This is a genomic window from Streptomyces sp. RLB3-17 (genome assembly GCF_007113425.2).
Taxonomy (GTDB): Bacteria; Actinomycetota; Actinomycetes; order Streptomycetales; family Streptomycetaceae; genus Streptomyces; species Streptomyces mirabilis_D.
In genome coordinates this window covers 10,299,738-10,317,523 of sequence record NZ_CP041610.2, presented here as the reverse complement: position 1 = coordinate 10,317,523, position 17,786 = coordinate 10,299,738, and the positions used below count along the sequence as shown (strand labels likewise).

General features: G+C 69.3%; 17 protein-coding genes and 3 pseudogenes. 7 read left to right on the top strand and 13 right to left on the bottom strand.

The features are described 5' to 3' along the window. The first annotated feature begins 111 nt into the window (after positions 1–111). From FNV62_RS46380 to FNV62_RS46370, 3 genes and pseudogenes are all read left to right on the top strand, one after another. Positions 112–967 (top strand): annotated as a pseudogene (locus FNV62_RS46380) (SAM-dependent methyltransferase). Positions 968–1,278: 311 nt separating this feature from the next. Beyond that, a complete protein-coding gene (locus FNV62_RS46375) occupies positions 1,279–1,956 on the top strand; it encodes an LAETG motif-containing sortase-dependent surface protein (protein WP_143610308.1) in 678 nt (225 codons plus the stop codon). A 420-nt stretch (positions 1,957–2,376) separates the two neighbouring features. Next, positions 2,377–2,715 (top strand): annotated as a pseudogene (locus FNV62_RS46370) (IS5/IS1182 family transposase); the annotation flags it as partial. Here the strand turns inward: FNV62_RS46370 and FNV62_RS56290 are convergent. The 8 genes from FNV62_RS56290 to tatA all read right to left on the bottom strand — a co-directional run bounded on the left by FNV62_RS56290 (position 2,712) and on the right by tatA (position 11,565). Further along, complete coding sequence (locus FNV62_RS56290) at positions 2,712–2,936, bottom strand: hypothetical protein (RefSeq protein WP_225900630.1); 225 nt, start codon at positions 2,934–2,936, stop codon at positions 2,712–2,714. The pseudogene FNV62_RS46370 and the gene FNV62_RS56290 sit on opposite strands and share 4 nt — an antisense overlap. A 10-nt stretch (positions 2,937–2,946) precedes the next feature. Beyond that, a complete protein-coding gene (locus tag FNV62_RS56285) occupies positions 2,947–3,249 on the bottom strand; it encodes a hypothetical protein (RefSeq protein ID WP_240361541.1) in 303 nt (100 codons plus the stop codon). A 176-nt stretch (positions 3,250–3,425) separates the two neighbouring features. Continuing rightward, on the bottom strand, positions 3,426–4,517 hold the full coding sequence (locus FNV62_RS46360) for a fatty acid desaturase family protein (RefSeq protein ID WP_225900629.1): 1,092 nt from the start codon (positions 4,515–4,517) through the stop codon (positions 3,426–3,428). A 124-nt stretch (positions 4,518–4,641) separates the two neighbouring features. Then, entirely contained in the window at positions 4,642–4,845 is a 204-nt protein-coding gene (locus tag FNV62_RS46355) for a cold-shock protein (protein WP_143629568.1), read from the bottom strand. A 407-nt stretch (positions 4,846–5,252) separates the two neighbouring features. Beyond that, a complete protein-coding gene (locus FNV62_RS57270; RefSeq protein WP_258320975.1) occupies positions 5,253–5,375 on the bottom strand; it encodes a hypothetical protein in 123 nt (40 codons plus the stop codon). Between the two features lie 134 nt (positions 5,376–5,509). Further along, positions 5,510–8,311 (bottom strand): SpoIIE family protein phosphatase, encoded by a 2,802-nt coding sequence (locus tag FNV62_RS46350; RefSeq protein ID WP_143629566.1) that lies wholly within the window; start codon positions 8,309–8,311, stop codon positions 5,510–5,512. A 622-nt stretch (positions 8,312–8,933) separates the two neighbouring features. Then, positions 8,934–10,637: an LCP family protein gene (locus tag FNV62_RS46345; RefSeq protein ID WP_225900627.1), complete on the bottom strand. Its 1,704-nt coding sequence runs from the start codon at positions 10,635–10,637 to the stop codon at positions 8,934–8,936. 643 nt (positions 10,638–11,280) lie between these two features. Beyond that, positions 11,281–11,565 carry a Sec-independent protein translocase subunit TatA gene (tatA, locus tag FNV62_RS46340; protein WP_060895339.1) on the bottom strand — a complete coding sequence of 95 codons (285 nt, stop codon included), beginning with the start codon at positions 11,563–11,565 and terminating at the stop codon, positions 11,281–11,283. A gap of 212 nt (positions 11,566–11,777) precedes the next feature. Here tatA and FNV62_RS46335 point away from each other — a divergent pair, with 212 nt between their 5' ends. The 3 genes from FNV62_RS46335 to FNV62_RS58190 are packed head-to-tail and all read left to right on the top strand — an operon-like array spanning position 11,778 to position 12,374. Then, entirely contained in the window at positions 11,778–11,957 is a 180-nt protein-coding gene (locus FNV62_RS46335; RefSeq protein ID WP_097287800.1) for a hypothetical protein, read from the top strand. 8 nt (positions 11,958–11,965) lie between these two features. Then, on the top strand, positions 11,966–12,148 hold the full coding sequence (locus tag FNV62_RS46330) for a hypothetical protein (protein WP_211179161.1): 183 nt from the start codon (positions 11,966–11,968) through the stop codon (positions 12,146–12,148). Further along, complete coding sequence (locus tag FNV62_RS58190; protein ID WP_143604141.1) at positions 12,114–12,374, top strand: transposase; 261 nt, start codon at positions 12,114–12,116, stop codon at positions 12,372–12,374. The genes FNV62_RS46330 and FNV62_RS58190 overlap by 35 nt, the downstream gene beginning before the upstream one ends. On the opposite strand, the gene FNV62_RS46325 is transcribed toward FNV62_RS58190, so the two are convergent. Together FNV62_RS46325 and FNV62_RS46320 are read right to left on the bottom strand one after the other, a co-directional pair. Then, positions 12,307–12,699 (bottom strand): undecaprenyl-diphosphate phosphatase, encoded by a 393-nt coding sequence (locus FNV62_RS46325; protein ID WP_240361412.1) that lies wholly within the window; start codon positions 12,697–12,699, stop codon positions 12,307–12,309. The two genes, FNV62_RS58190 and FNV62_RS46325, sit on opposite strands and share 68 nt — an antisense overlap. A 236-nt stretch (positions 12,700–12,935) precedes the next feature. After that, positions 12,936–13,598 carry a lytic transglycosylase domain-containing protein gene (locus FNV62_RS46320; RefSeq protein WP_143604140.1) on the bottom strand — a complete coding sequence of 221 codons (663 nt, stop codon included), beginning with the start codon at positions 13,596–13,598 and terminating at the stop codon, positions 12,936–12,938. A gap of 792 nt (positions 13,599–14,390) precedes the next feature. Here FNV62_RS46320 and rodA point away from each other — a divergent pair. Next, positions 14,391–15,590, top strand: a complete 1,200-nt coding sequence (gene rodA, locus FNV62_RS46315) for a rod shape-determining protein RodA (RefSeq protein ID WP_097287797.1) — start codon at positions 14,391–14,393, stop codon at positions 15,588–15,590. A 30-nt stretch (positions 15,591–15,620) separates the two neighbouring features. On the opposite strand, the pseudogene FNV62_RS46310 reads toward rodA, so the two are convergent. From FNV62_RS46310 to FNV62_RS56275, 3 genes and pseudogenes are all read right to left on the bottom strand, one after another. Continuing rightward, positions 15,621–16,805 (bottom strand): annotated as a pseudogene (locus tag FNV62_RS46310) (cation-transporting P-type ATPase); the annotation flags it as partial. 49 nt (positions 16,806–16,854) lie between these two features. Further along, on the bottom strand, positions 16,855–17,211 hold the full coding sequence (locus FNV62_RS46305; RefSeq protein WP_143604139.1) for an ArsR/SmtB family transcription factor: 357 nt from the start codon (positions 17,209–17,211) through the stop codon (positions 16,855–16,857). A gap of 24 nt (positions 17,212–17,235) precedes the next feature. Further along, on the bottom strand, positions 17,236–17,751 hold the full coding sequence (locus FNV62_RS56275) for a hypothetical protein (protein ID WP_225900625.1): 516 nt from the start codon (positions 17,749–17,751) through the stop codon (positions 17,236–17,238). Between the last annotated feature and the right edge of the window lie 35 nt (positions 17,752–17,786).

The window sequence follows — 17,786 nt, the reverse complement described above, 5'->3', positions numbered from 1 at the left end:
TGAGCCTGGACACCGGTCCCTTCGACGCCAGGGCATGCTCCCCGCCAGGGCTCGGCCGTCAAGGCTCTACGGAGCCGGGCGAGAAGCCGCCTCGTTGACGAGGGGCGAGTCATGACGACAGCGAAGCCGTCCGAGGCCTGGGACACGGCCGTCGGGGTCGCCCGGGTGCGGGCACGGGAGACCCGGCGCGAGAACCCCTTGTTCCTGGACCCGTTCGCGGAGGCATTTGCCGCCGCCGGCAGCCTGCCGGTGGACGGGAAGCCGCCGCGAGCGCCCGTGGACGACGCGGCCCGGCGGCGCTGGGGCCCGGCGGCGCTGGGGCGCGGTCGCGTTCTCGATCGTGGTCCGCACCCGCTTCCTCGACGAGCTGCTGCGCGACGGGGCCGACGCGGGCTGCCGCCAGGTGGCCCTGCTCGGCGCCGGCATGAACAGCCGGGCCTACCGGCTCGACTGGCCGTCGGAGACCCGCCTGTTCGAGATCGAAACGGCGGAGCCGCTGGGCTTCAAGGAGTCGGTGCTCCGGGCCGAGCCGGCCGATCCGCGCTGCGAGCGGATCACCGTACCGGTCGACCTGCGCGAGGACTGGACCGGTGCCCTGGTCGCTGCCGGGCACGATCCGGCGCTCCCCACGGTGTGGATCGCCGAGGGCCTGCTGATCCACCTGCCGCAGGATGCGGTCGAACGCCTGCTCGGGCAGGTGGGGGAGCTGTCCGCGACCGGCAGCCGGATGGGCCTGACGCTGGGTCAACCCGGTGTCGTCGAGCGCTTCGCGCAGGACACCGGCACCGCGGCGTCGATGCGGGTCTCCGAGATGCCGCCCGACCCGGTCACCTGGCTGGCCGGTCTCGGGTGGGACACCCGCGCGTACACCGTGCGTGAACGCGCGGCGGCGTACGGACGCCCGGTCACGGCACCCGAGGAGCAGCCGCCGAGGCACGGCGTCCTGATCTCCGCGGCACGCCGCTGAGCACGGCGCGCGTCCGCGGTTCCTGACTCATGGCGGTCTCCTACGCCTCGTGGTGAAGTCCACCGTAGGTGTCGGCCGCCATGTGCCGGGAGACCTTCAGCGTTACGGGCAGCCCTCTCGGCGGCTTGTTGCCTTGAGCTGGGTGACCTCTCAACTAGGGGCCCGTTCAGGTTCCCCGTGGGGAGAGGTGACATGATGAGCCGCTCCGACCGGCCTTTGGGCCCCTCGAAGCCATCCGCGGGCGTGCGCCCGCGGCCAGCGGGGGCCCCGATCCGGGCACCCCACGTGGAACGTTCCCTGGGGAGGGACCCGTGATATCCAAGCGTGCCGTCACCGCTGCCGCCGTGGCCGCAACAGCTGCCGTGCTCCTGGCCTCTGGTGACGCCTATGCCTGCAGCATCGGCGACTTCACCGCGAAGGCGACGTGCGACACCAGCACCGGCGAGGCCCGGGCCGCCATCACGATCACGGACAAGGACCCCTCCGGCACGCCCGCGGACATCACCGTGCGGATCCGGATGGCGGTCGGTACCGACGGCGAAACCGTCGGCACCGGACACATCGACCACCCCACGGCGGCAGGTGCGAGCACGACGATCCTGGTGCCGTGGCTCCAGGGCTACCAATGGAACGTCTCGGTGACGGCGGGCAACCTCGTCGACGAGCGCCTGACGGACCTGCCGATCTCCCCGGACACCCCCTGCGTGCCGGCCACTTCCCCCACGTCCGGCACCCCGACGGTCGGGCCGGCCCCCTCGGTGTCGCCGACCGCCGGCGTCACGCCGACCTCGTCGGCCGCCGCGCCGTTGGCCTCGACGTCCTCAGCCCCTTCGACGTCCGCTTCCTCGCCCGTTGCGGGGACCAGGCTCGCCGAGACCGGAGGCGGCAGCGACACCGGTCTGATCGCCGGATCGGCCGCCGCGGCGATCGCCGCCGGCACAGGCCTGCTGTTCGTAATGCGCCGCCGCACGACGGCCGGACGGCACTGACCACGGACCCGCGCCGGGCCGGGCCGAGGACAGGGGTCGTATGCATCTGACGATACGTACGGCCCCTGCCCAGCGACCCACCCGCTTGCATGGGTCCAAGCGGTAGCAACTGTTCAAAGCTCTGCGGGCCGGCTGTGAACGCGAGAACGGGAGGCGTTTGTAGGGGCATTCGGGAGTCACCTCGGGGGCCCGGCTCGTGATCAATGTCGATGAGTTCGGGAGTCCCTGCGGCCACCCGTTCGAGGCGGGTCGCCATCTCACCCGCTCCACGTTGTGGCCTGTAGGGCATAGGCACCAGATTTCCCACGTCTGTTCGCCAACTGGCTCCAACAAAAGCTGTTGATCATGTGGCTGTTGGCTTGTCTGTTCGTTGGTCTGGTTGCGGGGAAACGTCAGTCGCGGCCTTGGATCGTTCCCGATGAACTTCTGCCCCTGCTCGACAAGATCCCGGCCATCGCGGGCCGGGTCGGCAGACCTCGCCGACGCCCCGATGCGCTGCCGGCCGACCGCGGCTACGACCACGACAAATACCGCCGCCTGCTCCGAGCCCCCGGGATCCGCCCCGTGATCGCGAAGCGAGGCGAGCCTCACGGCACCGGCCTGGGCATCTTCCGCTACGTCGTCGAGCGGACGATCGTATGGCTCCACGGCTTCCGACGCCTTCGCACTCGCTGGGAACGACGCGACGACATCCACGAAGCATTCCTCGGACTCGCCGTCTGTCTGATCACCCACCGCCACGTACAGCGGCTTAGTTAGGACCGGTAGGTGAAACTCGACGGGTGCCGTGCCGACTCCCGCAACTTGGCGGCGGTCAGGGAGGGTTGGGCGACGGCGTCGGCCGCCTCCCTCCAGTGTGGCGCACCGGAGGCGGCCAGAAGGACGTCCGTCACCCCTGGGCATGACGCGACGGCGAGGATGCACGCTTGTGCGGGGGTCAGGCCCGGCCGGATGAGGTCGGCGAACTCCTGGCCGACCATACCGGGGAGCTCACCGCGGTGCAGCGGGGGCCGACGCCATCACCCGCAGTCCCACGTCGGCGGCGGCCGGGAGCGGACCCCGGCCGTGAAGGGCCCGCGCGATCGGCGTCATCATCACCAGGCTGACCGGCATCTGGACCGCGACCAGATGATGGTGCTGTCCGCCCGCGGCTTCGGCGGCCAGGGCGAGCAACTCCCCCACCGTGAACGCCTCCTCCAGGCCCGCCCACGTGGCGACCCCGTACCCAGCCACGCGCCCGGCCGCCACCTCCTCCTCCAGAATCGCGAACGCGTCCCGGATGGCAGAGAGCAGGGCGGAACGGTCGCCGGGGTGGGCTCGCTCGGGGTTGTGCAGCAGGACCAGGTCGAGCCGGATGGAGTCGGTGCCACACGGTGTGCCGGCGCGTGGCCACCGGAGTGGTGTGCCCGCCGAACTCCGTCAAGACGACGCTCAGCGTATGTCCGTCGGCCGGCACCGGCGGCAGCTGCTCAGTACTCCATTTCGGGGCGCAGGGGGCCGCCGACCGCATGGAGGTGCCGCAGCACTTGGGCGTAGGAGTTGAGGAGTCCGGTCTCGTAGTAGGCGATACCGTGCCGGGCGCAGAAGGTGCGCACGAGTTCCTGGGCATGGCGCAGGCTGGGCCGCGGCATGGAGGGGAACAGGTGGTGTTCGATCTGGTAGTTCAGTCCGCCAAGTGCGAAATCGGTGAACCGGTGGCCCCGAATGTTGCGTGAGGTCAGTACCTGCCGACGCAGGAAGTCGATCTTGTCGTCCTTGGCGAAGACGGGCATGCCCTTGTGGTTGGGGGCGAACGAGCACCCCATGTACAACCCGAACAGCCCTTGGTGCACGACGAGGAAGCACACGGCCTGGACGGGAGACAGGACCAGGAACACGGCGGCGAGATAGCCGCCGAGATGCGCCGTCAGCAGTCCCGCCTCGGCCAGTTTGGCCGCCCGCGAGGTTGCGGTACCGGTGCGGTCCAGCAGCGCCCGTACTCCGGCGATGTGAAGGGCGAGTCCTTCAAGGAGCAGCATCGGGAAGAACAGCCAGGCCTGGTGACGGGCCAGCCATGCGTACGCTCCGCTGCGGACCCGGGCGTGGTCCTGGGTGAAGGCGATCGCGCCGTCGGCGATGTCGGGGTCGCGGTCGACGTGGTTGGGGTGGGAGTGGTGCCGGTTGTGCTTGTTGATCCACCAGCCGTAACTGAGGCCGATCAGCAAGTCGGCGTGCACACGGCCGAGCACGTTGTTGACGCGCTTGGAGGCGGCGATCTGGTGGTGTCCGGCGTCGTGCCCGATGAACCCGGTCTGGGTGAACATCACCGCGAGGAAGGCTGCGGTGAGCAGCTGCCACCACGACTGTCCGATCAGGGCGAACGCGGCCCAGCCCGCGGCCAGCAGGAACAGGTTCGCCCCGACCTTGACGCAGTAGTAGCCCGGCCTCCGCTTCAGCAACCCGCTCTGTTTCACCTCGCGGGACAGTGCGGCGTAGTCGCTGCCCCGGCCGCCGGGCGGGGGTTCAGCCATGTCGGTGTGGTCCGCCGGACCGGTGCCCCGGATGGTGATGTCAGTGGTCACAGTGTTCCTTTCGGCGTGCACGGGCGCTGCCTCCGACACGACGGCGGGGCACCGCAAGCGGCAGCCGTTCGGAAGCAGCACGAGGCAGGTCCGCGGCGCGGGGTCTGCCTCAGAATGAGGTGTCTCAGAGCGCGCGGACCCGGTCGGCATGCATGCCCTTGGGGCCCCGGCTGGCGGTGAACTGCGCCCGCTGGTTCTCCTCCAGGGAGCAGAAACCCCCCGTGTCGATCACTGAGTGGTGGCCGAAGGTGTAGGCGCCGCCCTCATCGGGGGCGATGAAGCCGAAACCTTTGTCCGGATTGAACAACTTCACGGTTCCTTGAGCCACGTCACGTCTCCTTCGAGGTGGCGAGAGGTGCGGAGAACGCGCGCTCGCACGATCCCGGGCTGTCAGCCGCCAGCCGTCGAAGAAAACCCCCGAGAACGGCGAAGCACCCGCTGTCAGAACTCCACGGGCGCTTCCACGTTCGCAAACTTCAACTACAACCACTCGCTACAACGTCCGGAGCGCCGCGAAGGTTCCCGGTTGGACGGGGAAGGGTCCGGCGACGCCCGGGCGGGTTGGTTCCGGGTCCGGGTCCGGGTCCGGAAGGGACCGGACACTCCGCATCACTGCGCGCCCGCTTCAGACCGATGCCGTGATGTGACCTCGTTCCGGGGTGAGTTGTGAGTGTCCTGGGCCCCGGAAGGGAGGACGGACAGGACGAGCAACGGCCCATCGGCCCATCCGGCGACCTACGAGCCGAAGGGCATCCCGTGCTCACTGACGTGCTTGGCCCGCAACTCCTTCAGCCGACTGGGGAACGCGTTGTGGCGGTTCTGGCCGAGGTACGAACAGGTGGTTGCCGCTGGTCCCACGTCACAAGCACATAACTGGAGGCGGTTCCTGAACGCCCAGGTCAAACTCGCGCCCTCAGGCGTCGTCGTGCTCAAGGGTGCAGGGTCTCCGGCGCGTGCGCAGAGGGGACGCGACGCTCGTGGGCCATGCGGGCTCACGCGTCGAGATCATCGAACTGGTCGAGAAGAAAGTCGACCGGTGTCCGGCTCGGGGTGGCGGATGTGCCGTCGTGGAGAAACTGTTCCGCCCAGATGACCTTGCCGCGGGTCGTGTACCGCGTTCCCCATCGCTGGGCGAACTGCGCCACCAGAAACAGCCCCCGCCCGCCTTCGTCCGTGGTCGCCGCCCGCCGTAGCCGCGGCGAGGTGCCGCTGCCGTCCGACACCTCGCAGATCAGACAGCGTCCGTGCAGCAGCCGCGCACTGACCGGCGGCAAGCCGTACCGGATCGCGTTCGTGATCAGCTCGCTGAGGATCAGTTCCGTGGCGAATCCGGCCTCCTCCAGTCCCCACTCCCGCAACGTCTCCCTGCACCGCGCCCGCACCGAGGGAACCACCGCCGGGTCCGACGGCACGTCCCACTCGGCCACGCGCGAGGGCGGGAATATCCGGGTACGCGCCACCAGCAGCGCGATGTCGTCGGAGGAGTGTGACGGCTTCAGCGCGTCGATCACCGCCTGACACGTCTCCTCCGGAGTGCGGCGCTCGGAACCGTCCAGTGCCTGGCGCAGTCTCTCCATCCCGACGTCGATGTCGTGGGTGCGGTCCTCCACCAGGCCGTCGGTGTACAGCACCAGTTGTGAACCCTGTGGCAAGGAGAACTCGGCGGTCTCGAACGGGTAGCCGCCCAGGCCGAGCGGCGTCGAAGCGGGAACGCCAGGACAGGTGACCGTCCCGTCCGGACGCACCACCGCCGGTTCCGGGTGTCCCGCACGGGCCATCGTGCAGGCCTCCGACACGGGGTCGTAGACCGCGTAGAGACAGGTTGCTCCGGTCACCCCCTCCCCCTCGTGGCCCTCCGCGGCATCGCCCGCGTTCTCCTCGTTGTCCATGCTGAGGACGAGGTCGTCCAGCTTCCCGAGCACCTCGTCAACGGGGAGGTCCAGGGTGGAGAAGTTGTGCACCGCGGTACGCAGCCGGCCCATCGTCGCCGCCGCGTGCAGCCCGTGACCGACGACGTCACCCATGACCACGGCCACCCGAGCGCCCGGAAGCGGGATGACGTCGAACCAGTCCCCGCCCACACCCGCCTCCGCGGGCAGATACCGCCAGGCCACCTCCAGTGCGTCCTGATCTGGCTGTGCCCGCGGCAACAGACTGCGCTGCAGCGTCACCGCCATCGCGTGCTCCCGGGTGAACCTCCGGGCATTGTCGATGGCCAGGGCCGCCCGCGCGGCCAGTTCCTCCGCGAAGGAGAGATCCTCCGGCTGGAACGCCGGGGAATCCACTGTCCGATAGAAGTTCACCACGCCCAACGGCACGTTCCTCGCCTGGAGCGGTACGGTCACCAGCGAGCGCAACCCGCACTCCAGGGCCTTCCGGGCGCGCTCCGGATCCTGCTCCCGCCAGCCGTGTGCCTGCCGCAGGTCCGCCTCCAACAGGACTCGTCGCTCCTGCAGCGTCCGCATTTGCGGCGTTCGGCGCGAGAACGTGATCACTTCGCCCAGCGGATACACTGGGATCATCGGCTGTTCACCGCCGATCGCCGCCCGGCGCAGATGCCGCCAGCCCTCCGCCGTCGGCTCCCACCCCCGCAGTACCGCGTCGAGCAGGTCCACCGTCACCAGGTCAGCGAACTCCGGCGCCGCAACGTCGGCCAGCTCCTGCGCCGTACGTCCCACGTCCAGCGTCGTGCCGATCCCCACCCCGGCCTCGTACAGCAGCTTCAGCCGCTCCCGCGCGACCTCGGCCCGCCCCGAGACCACCGCCAGCTCCGTGGTGTCCCGCAGGGTCACCACGCTGCCTCCTCGGTCGGCCTGCCGGTACGTTGGCCGCTTGTTCACCGCCAGCAATCGGTCCCCTGCGCGATGCACCTCATCGGTGACCGCCTCCGGCGACGACAGCAGACGCGTGATCGGCTCCGGCAGTCCCAGCTCCCGCACCGGGCGCCCCTGCACGTCCGCCGGCAGGTCGAGCAGACGCCTCGCCTCGTCATTGGCCAACAGCAGCCGTCCGTCGGTGCCAGTGATCAGCACTCCTTCCCGCACCGCGTGCAGGACCGCGTCGTGGTGCTCGTACAGCTGCGCCAGCTCCGCCGGGGCCAGGCCGTGTGTCTGCCGACGCAGCCGCCGGGCCACCAACGTCGTTCCTGTCATGGACAGCGCCAGCGCGGCCGCGCCGCTGCCCAGGATGATCGGCAGCTGCGGCAGCCACAGTGCCGCGACGTCCTTGACCGTGATTCCGGCGGAGACCAGGCCGACCACCTTTCCGCGCGAGTCGGTCACCGGGACCACCGCCTGCACGGCGGTTCCTTTGCCCGCGGGCAGAGGCGGTCCGCCGGCCTGCTCGACGACGGTACGGCCCTTCAGCGCCGGTGCGATCGTGCCGACAAACTTCTTCCCGATCTCGCTCGGATAGGGATACGTGTAACGAATCCCCTGCGTGTTCATGGCGACGACGAAGTCCACATCCGTGCGTTTCCGCACCTCCTCGGCCCGCGGCTGGAGCACCGCCGTCGGATCACGGCTCCGCAGCGCCTCGGCCGTGCCAGGAGCACTCGCGAACGACTGGGCCGCGACGACCGACTCACGACGCCCCCGCTGCACCGCGTCGCGCGCCGTCTGGAGCACCACGGCCGCCACCGCGGCCACGACCAGCAGGACCACGATGACAACCTGGAGAAGGAATACTTGACCGGCCGCACTGCGCAGGTCCAGCGGGGAAGCACGGTGTTGCCGCGAGCGTCCGGTGAGCGGATGACGTTCCGGGCTCCGAGGACGCCCAGAAAATACCTCCATACACCCTTCATAACACCGCAGCGGGGAAGCCGACGCTGATCACGTTCGTCGCGCCGCCGCGTGACTGAATTCGGCACTTCAGGGCGACGGTGGTGGGCCGAGGGAGATGCCGCCGGCGTGGCGTTCAGTCCGCCTCGGCCTGGCTGGGGTGCGCCTTGCGATGGGTACTGGACCAGCCTGGGCATGTGCGGTGTGCAACCTCGCTGCCGCTGATGGGGATGCCCTTCATAGGGCGGCGCGGGGTTCGCCTCCTCCTCACCCCAGAGGCGGCACAGCACCCTGCGGATGTCGGCTTCCGTCCGCTGTCACTGGCCGACGGGCATGGCATCGCTCCGGGCTGGCTACCCGGTGAACTGACCAAGAGCGGTTGGCCCCACGTGTGGCAGCACAAAGCCGTGCGGGACGTGATGTCCGTCCCGCACGGCTGCGGTTCTCGATGAACGACTTGAACCTTCAGAACCCCGGGGATCTGCCGCTTGACGAACCCCAGCTTGTCGGCTGCCGTCTCGGCGACGCCCTTGGGGGCGTACGCCACCTGCAACATCACATCGGTCTGGTGCTCGTCCAGGGGCGAAGAGCCTCGAGGGTCCGTGATCTTCAGGCGAGGAGGCGGCCCCGTTGATCACGGCGCGGAGTCCTGCTTGCCGCTCGCCGCGGCGTATGCCTGGGCCGGGGTCATCGCCACCCCGTTGAGCTGAACGGTCTTGTACGGGCTGACCTTGGCGCACTTGGACTCGTCAGCGGTCTGGGCATGGGCGTTGGAGACGGCGGCGTGGGTGTCGGCGGGGGCGGCCGACGAGCCGCCCGAGTACGTTGCGCCGGAGGGCCAGTCGCTGCCGATGACCAGGGCCAGCCCGTTCGCGCTGCCCTCGGTGAGGTGCTGCGCGGGCAGCTCCAGGGCGGAGGCCACCGTCTGTGCCTCGGCCTTCCGGCCGGGGCCGTAGGTGAGTGTGGTGGTCGCCGTCTGCTCGGGCGCGTTGCTGGTGCTGGTGCCGGGGCTGAAGCCCTTGGCGATGAGGGCGGAGGCGACCACCGAGGCACGCCCGCGGGTAGTGGTGCCGTTCTCCACCCGGACGGCGATCTGCGAGGCGGGCGCCGTGGCCGTCGCGGAGGGCGTGGCGGGCGCCGTCTTCTTGTCGCTGCCCGAGCTCAGGGACTGGTCGTTGGCGATGGAGGCGAACAGCGACTTCGCGCCGGAGCCGACGACGACGCGGTCAGCGTTGCTCGGGTCGGGAGCGGTCTGCATGGTGGTGAACGTCATCCGCTTGGACGGGACCTTGTCCAGGGCGGTCGCGAGACCGATGAGTTTGCCGACGCTGCCCAGGCCGGTGTCCACGGTCAGGGCCTTGGTGGCGGCGTCGGCCAGCGAGTAGACCTTGGTGGGGTTGGCCAGCGTGCCCGCACTCTTGAAGTTGCGGATCATCGCGCTGAGGAACAGATGCTGGGAGACGGTCCGGCCCAGATCGCTGCCGTCACCGAAGCCGTGCCGGGAGCGGACGAACTCCAGCGCCGCCTCGCCCTTGAGGGTGTGGGGGCCCTTGGCGAGCTTGAGGTGCGAGTAGGTGTCGTAGACGTTGTCGCTGACGCACACCGACACCCCGCCCACCGCATCCGACATCTTCACCACGCCGGAGAAATCGAGCATCACGAAGTGGTCGATGGGTACGCCGGTCAGCTGGTGCACGGTGGTGACCTGACAGGCCGGCCCGTACTGCAGGGCGCTGTTGATCTGCCCGTAGTAGCCGGGCGTCGACTGGCCGCTGTCCGGGTCCTTGCAGGCGGGCACACGCGTCATGGTGTCGCGCGGCACACTCATCACGGTGGCGTTGGAGCGGTCGGCGGACACGTGCACCACCATCTCCACATCCGCGTTGTGCCCGGCAGTCGAACTGGCCGAGCCACAGCCACCGCCCAGCTTGCAGTCGGCCGCGTTGTTCCGCCCGTCCGAACCGATCACCAGGATGTTGATCGGTGTACGGCCGAAGGCGTCTGCCTTCTCCTTGCCATTGGCGCCGTCATCGATCGACACGCTGTGGATGTTGCCGTTCAGGTGCTGCCACAGCCACGTCCCGGTGCCCGCGACGACCAGGATCAGCGCGGACACCGTGAACAGGGCTATGCGGCCGAGCCGCTTGCGCCGGGCCGCGGGTTTGGGCCGCCGTCCCGACCTGCGGCCCTGAGACTGAGGCGCCTGCCGGGCCGCAGCCCGGCCGCCCCGCGGCGGCCTGGCAGGCCCGCTGTCGTCCGCCCTCCGCGGGCGGGGCGGAGCGGCGGAGCGGCCGCGCGTCGTCTGGCGAACCGAGCCACCGTCCCAGGAGTCGCCCATTCCCTCTCCCTACGCTCGTCGCCGACGCCAACCGCCAGCGCGGCGGCCTGACAGCACGGACCCCGGTCCCGCACGTAGGGGAGCACCCTCGGTTGGGACAATTGCGCAATATAGCAACTGTCGCTGATGGCACCGGCACCGTCTCCCACAAATCCGCTCAGCGAAAAATCCGATTGTCGAGCGGGGGCACCGGCGGCGGCACCCCCGGCCAGCCATAAGCCCCCGTCCGAACGCAGGCATGGAAGGGAAGGGGAACTGGATGACATCCACAGCGCCTCGATCCGAGGAAGGAACTGACGGACGTCACCGATGCGTTGCGCGAAGCTGCGGATGTCGGCCGGGAGAAGACACCGACCGCAGGCCGGAGCCAAGGAGGCACCGGCCGAACCGGCCGCACGCACGAAGTTCGGCTCCGACACCACCTGGCGCAGCGACCGAAATCCTCCAAGGCGGACCATCAATCGCGGCGATGACCGCTACCGGCCTATCCGAGTAGCCGCTGATCTCAAGTGCTGGACACCAGCCCATGAGACCCACCGCCTCACGACGCCTCGAACCCAACGCTGCGGCTTCCGCGCACAGGGCGAGCCGCTGCGGCACGGCTTCGACGCGGTCGGCCGCCGACGAGCCGGCAACAGGAGGCTCAGTGGGCCGTGTGGCCCTCCGTGGTCGGCCGAGCCGTCGCGGTCTCGCCGGGAGCGGACTGGATGACGCGGGGCGCCTCCGCGGCGGAGGAGGACGCATCCTCGGCCGGGGCGGTGGACTGGGCGGTGCCGTCGTCCTTCATGGCCTTGGCCTCACTCTTGAGGATGCGCATCGACTTGCCCAGCCCTCGGGCGGCCTCGGGGAGCTTCTTCGAGCCGAACAGCAGGATGATCACGATCGCCACGATCAGCAGGTGCCAGGGTTCAAGTCCGTTGCGGAGCATCTGACCCCACCCCTTCTCTTCGCCGGACAGTGGCGCACGCCGGAGCGGCGTACCATCTGCCATCATTGCCACATTGCGCAACTGTACAACCATGGGGTGAGGTCAGTCGTCCCCTCCGTATGAGTCGGACGGACGAGGGCACGCCCATGACCGCCACGCGGGGTGAGAACACGCCTTCCCCCACCCGCAGCCCGTGGACAACAGCGCTCCTCATGACGCTGGCCATCGGGGTGCTCGGCACGGCCAGGCCGGGCTGGATCCACCTGAAGCTGAACGGCAACATCAATACCTTCGACACCTTCGATACCTTCGATGCGGACGGCCTCTCCACCAGGCCGATTCGTTTGGATCACTCCCGCTGGCCGAGGTTGTCGTTGATGATGTCCGTGTGACTCACCGCATGAGCGCTCTGATCTCGGCCTTCGGCGTTCTTGCCGGCATGGTGCTGCTCGTGGGTGCCGTTCGCGAGTACCGCTCCGGGGCATCGGTCGTCTGGATGGCGGCAGGAGCTGTGATCTTCCTCAGCGCCTTGTACGCGCTTGTACGGGATGTACGGCGACTCCGCACAGGGCAGACGACCTGACGAGCGGCGCCGGTCCCAACCGTGCCCTCCGGTCGTTGGTCCGGATGTGCCGTTGACTGACGGGCGGTGGGCGCGGATCGAACCGTTGCTCCCGGACCGGACGCCGAAGCGGGGTGGCCGGTGGAGGGACCACCGCGAGGTGATCAAAGCGATCGCCTTCAAATCCAGACCGGAACACCTCCTGCGCGCCTCCGCCCCGTCCCGCCACGCCGCAACTGCTCGGTGATGAAGAGCACGATGCCGCTGAGGGCCAGGAAGATCGCCGTCGGCACGGGCCGCCCGAGCGTCGTGCGGAACAGTTTGTCGAGCGCGATGCCGGCGACGCCCACCGGAATGGTGGCCATGATGATCAGCCGGGCGAGCCGCTGGTCCACGGTCTGGATACGCCACTGCGTGACCGATGTGGACAGCCCACGGATCACTCGGATCCAGTCCCGCCAGAAGGAGACCACCAGCGCCAGCGCCGTGGCCAGGTGGAGACCGATCAACTCGTTGACGTGGAGGGATCCGTCGGTGGAGACGTTCAGATCGCGTTTCCAGTGTCCGCCCAAGAGGGCGGGTATCAGGATGCTGTGCCCGAGGTGGAGCCCGGGAACAGTGCGGTGACGCCTTGCAGCAGACCGACATCCGGACGGGGAACCACCGTGCTGTACGTCAGCTCGCCGCCGAGACGTTCGGCGACCTCGCCCGGGGTCAGCCACTCTCGGCCCGCTGCAGCAGGGAACGCCTCCCCGCCTCCTGGGCACCGTTGGGCAGCTTGGGGCCCGGGGGCGACGGCCGAACCGGCTCAGCCGCCGCTCTGCCTGCCCGCCTTTGCCCAGTTGGCGTGCAGATTGTCGAGGTACGACTGGGCCTGGCTGCCGGGGGTCGCGCCGCGGGCGAAGGCGAGCATGTTGCCCGCGCCTGTGTTGTAGCCGAGGGCCAGCAGATCGTTCCTGCTGTAGGAAGCGGACCACCGGGCGGGGAGTTGGGCGGCGAGGTCGTGCAGATACCAGGCTTCAGCCTCGACGGCGAGATCCCGGTCGTCGGGCAATTCCTCCCACTTCCGGTCCGCGAAGTCCCGGCCCTGCTTCACCTCGTCGAAGGTGGCACGGTGCATGTTCGCGATACCGAAGGCGGCGTCCGGCTTGTACTTCTGCCAGGCGCGCTCAAAGGCAGAGTCGTGCGGCTTGTACGCCTCGTTGTACAGGATCGCCATCACCAACTGGGCGCTGACGCCGGCCTGCTGAGCCCTGGCGCGGACCTGGGTGGCGTAGTCAGCGGGGTCGTACGACGAGGCAGAACCGCTCGGCGCGGCGGAGGAACCGGCCGAGCGGGTGGGTGAGGCCGATGCCCTGGCCGGGGGCGGCGAGTCCGACTGCGGAGTGTGGGCGGCGCGGACGACGACGTAGAGAGCCACAGCGAGGACCACGACCACCAGCCATCGCCGCCGTGAGGTGGCATCGGACATGTTTCGCCCCCTTTTCCCGCCCCGCTTCGGGCCAGCCACTTGTACAGCACGCGCGTTAAGACACGTGTGAAGCGTCGCTGATGCTTCACAGGATTCAGTGCAGCAGGGCTACTGCCACCGTGGCGATGTCGCGCCGGCGGCAGCATGGGCCGCCTACGAGACGAAGAGTCCTCCGGTTCACAGGCGGCGCACCAGGACCGTGGTGACCGCCGGAGGCCGACCACCGCGGATGGCCGCCGTCAGGCACGCACAACACCGGTGAAGGGATGGCTCGTACGGTCGCGGGCTCCCTGAGAACGGTGGCGGAGAGGGCCTTGAGCAGAGTGAGGACGGCCACGGTTCCCGCGCTGGTCACCGCAGACCGCACCGTGAGCGGCACGGCCAGGCAAGCCGCCGCCGCTCCAACACAGCCACCGGCAAGTCGACTCCACTCGACTCGGGACAGTCCGCAGCCTCCATCAGACCCGGCGGTTCAATCTGCTTCGAGTGCCTGGGCGCCGCGGCCAACGGCCTGAGTACCTGAACACGATGTGTTCAACGAATAGTCGTCCCATGGTTATCGAACGGGTACTGGTAGATGTCTCATACAGGTGCCTCCGCCCTTCGGCGGTTCGCCATGAAGATTCATGCCCAGAAGCTACGATTTCCAAGGGATCAGCCAAGGAGCAGCACGTCATCTTGGAGGCTCGCTTTTACAGGACGCGTCCCAGGCAGCGGCAACCACGGCGTCGCCCACGGCACCAACCGCACTACCCGCAGGTGACCGCAGAAGCGGGAAAGCCAGAGGTTCACATGACCGGCGCGAACAGCTTCTCCGTCTCCGGCTACGGCCCCCAGCGCGCGGGCTGGACGCGGCTGTTCAACCGTGACTCGCTGGCTCGCCGACTGGACTGGCCGATACTGCTGTCGGCCACTGCGCTGTCGCTGCTCGGCTCGCTCCTGGTCTACTCCGCGACCCGCAATCGCATCCAGATCAATCATGGCGACCCGTACTACTTCCTCGTCCGCCACCTGATGAACACCGGCATCGGGCTCGCCCTGATGATCGGCACGGTCTGGCTCGGCCACCGCGCCCTGCGCAACGCCGTACCGATGCTTTACGGCCTCTCGCTGTTCGGCGCGCTACTGGTGCTCACTCCGCTCGGCGCCACCATCAACGGCAACCGCAACTGGATCGTCATCGGCGGCGGCTTCTCGATCCAGCCGTCCGAGTTCCTGAAGGTCACCATCATCCTGGGCATGGCGATGCTGCTCGCGGCCCGGGTCGACGCGGGTGACAAGCAGTACCCGGACAGCCGAACCGTCGCCCACTCGCTGGGCCTGGCCGCCGTGCCGATCATGGTCGTCCTGATGATGCCCGACCTCGGCTCGACCATGGTCATGACGGTCACGATCCTGGGCGTGCTGCTCGCCTCGGGCGCCTCCAACCGCTGGATCTTCGGCCTGCTCGCCGTCGGCGTCCTCGGTGCCATCTCCGTGTGGCGGCTGCACATCCTGGACCAATACCAGATCAACCGCTTCGCGGCCTTCGCCGACCCGAGCCTCGACCCGGCGGGCGTGGGTTACAACACCAACCAGGCCCGCATCGCCATCGGTTCGGGCGGCCTGACCGGCGCAGGCCTCTTCCACGGCGCGCAGACCACCGGCCAGTTCGTGCCGGAACAGCAGACTGACTTCGTCTTCACCGTCGCGGGTGAGGAGCTGGGATTCGTCGGCGCCATTCTTATCATCCTCTTGATCGGCCTGGTGCTGTGGCGTGCCTGCCGGATCGCCCGCGAGACGACCGAGCTGTACGGCACGATCGTCGCCGCCGGGATCGTCGCCTGGTTCGCCTTCCAGTCCTTCGAGAACATCGGCATGACCCTCGGCATCATGCCGGTGGCGGGTATTCCCCTGCCGTTCGTCTCCTACGGCGGCTCGTCGATGTTCGCGGTGTGGGTGGCGATGGGCCTGTTGCAGTCGATCCGGGTGCAGCGGCCCGTGTCGGCGTAGAAGGTTGACGCGGGAAGGCTGAGAGCGCGCCGGTAAGGGGATCTCCCCCTGGTCGGCGAGTTGCAGGGTCCACCAGGCGTTGAGCGCAGCCCAGTGCAATACGTCGGGGGCATCACGCCCGTCCGCGTCCAGGGCACGGTCGACGACCGGCCTGTCCTGGGTGAGGGTGCCGGTCTTGTCCAGGCACAGCACATCCACGGCGCCCAGATCGTGCAGCGCCGGGAGCCGCTTGACGATCACTCCGTGCGTGCGGGCCAGCAGCGACGCGCCTCGGGCCAGACAGGTGGTGACGACAACCGGCAGCATCTCCGGAGTCAGCCCGACCGCCACCGCGACGGCGAACGGCACCGTCTCCAGGCCGCGGTCGCGCAGCGCGGCGTTGGCCATCAGCACCAGCGGCGGAGTCAGCAGCATGAAGCGGATCAGGATCCAAGAGATGCCGTGCACCGACCGGTCGAAGGCACTCGCCTCGCGCTGCCCGGCCGTACGTCCGTGGGCGGCCACGAGTTGCGTGTCCGCTCCGGTCGCGACGACGACCGCGGTGGCACTGCCGGAGGAGACGCTGCTGCCCTGGAAGCACAGCTACGGCTGCTCGAACATCCCGATGCCGTCCGGGTGGAAGATGTCCGCGGCACTCTTCACGACGGGCGCCGATTCCCCCGTCAACGCCGCCTGATGGACGGTCAGTCCGCTCGCGCGCAGCAGTCGCACATCTGCCGGGACCAGATCGCCCGCGCCGAGCTTGATGATGTCGCCGGGGACCAGCTCATCCACAGGAATCTCCCGGGCCGACGGAGCCACGTCCTCGTCGGCCCGCCGCAGCACGGTGGACGTGCTGGCGACCAACTCGCGCAGCCCGGCCATCGACCGGTCGGCCCGGCGCTCCCCGGAGGCCCGCAGCGCGCTGCTGACCACAACCAGCAGCAGAATCACACAGGCAGTGGACCAAGCGAAGACGGCGGCGGACACGAGACCGAGGCAGAGCAGCACCGCGGTGAACGGATCGCGCAGGCTGCGCACGACGAGCCGTGCCCAGGAGGCGTCCTGCCGTGCCGGGAGCAGGTTCTCCCCGGAGCGGACCAGGCGGACCGCGGCCTCGTCGTCCGTCAGCCCGCGCGGCCCGGTGTCCAGCTGCCGCAGGACCTGCAGTGCCGTCGCCACGCCGAACGACGAGTCGACCGTCTCGCCGGCATGCGCCACCCCAGGTGCCGACACAGTCCCGGACAGCGGCGCTTCGGCGCCCTGTCGCGAGGCCGAGGTGATCCTAGGCACCGGTCCCGTGCAGCCGACGCGCCGACGCCTCTTGGGCTCGCGCGGCCAACTGCCCGACCATCACCCGGACGACGGTCACCACGTGCGGGTCGTCGACGTAATAGATCTGCCGCCGGCCTTCACGGCGAGCACGCACGAGGCCGGCGAGTTTCAGCTTCGACAGGTGCTGGCTGACGGCGGGCAGGGCGCCGCCCACCCGGTTGGCCAGGTGAGTGACGTCGCACTCGCCCTCGGAAAGGGCCCACATGATGTGCAGCCGAGCCGTCGAAGCGAGCAGTCCGAAGGCGGCGGCCGCCGCCCCCAGCACCTCGGTCGAGGGGTCCTGAACGCCACCGCCGAACTTCGCCACGGTCCTCTCCCGCCCACACCTGCGTCACACCCAACGCACATCTGAGCACCCAGTGTAGGCGCCGACGCGTCGGCATCCGGCCGCGCCGGGACACCCGGCGGTCCTCAACGGGGACGACCGCGCGCCGTCGGGCGTCTGCGGCTCATCCTCGTAGTCATTGTTGACGACCACTTCGGGCTCGTCGTCGAACGCCTCGTTGAGCAGCGCGCCGCCGACCAGCCCGGCCGCACCGGCGCCGATGAGCCCGCCCGCACCGAAGCGGCGGCCGCCGCCCTGCCGCTGACCGCGAACGTGGTGCTCGCCGTACCGCGGACGAAGCAGGACTCGCCGCGCCCAAGATGCGTGGGTGCTCGACGGCGAACACGGCAGCGCAGGCGGATCCGGATGCTCGTGGCCACTGGCGCACCACTGCTCGTGCTGCTCACGGCCGGGATGGGCCGCCTCTGGCTGACGCTGACCGGCACCATCGACACGTTCGACGCGAACGGGCGACCACCAGCACGCCGTCGCGGTGTCGATCCCACGTGACACGCTGGTCACGATTCCGCCGTGCCGGCTGACGGACGGTTGCCGTT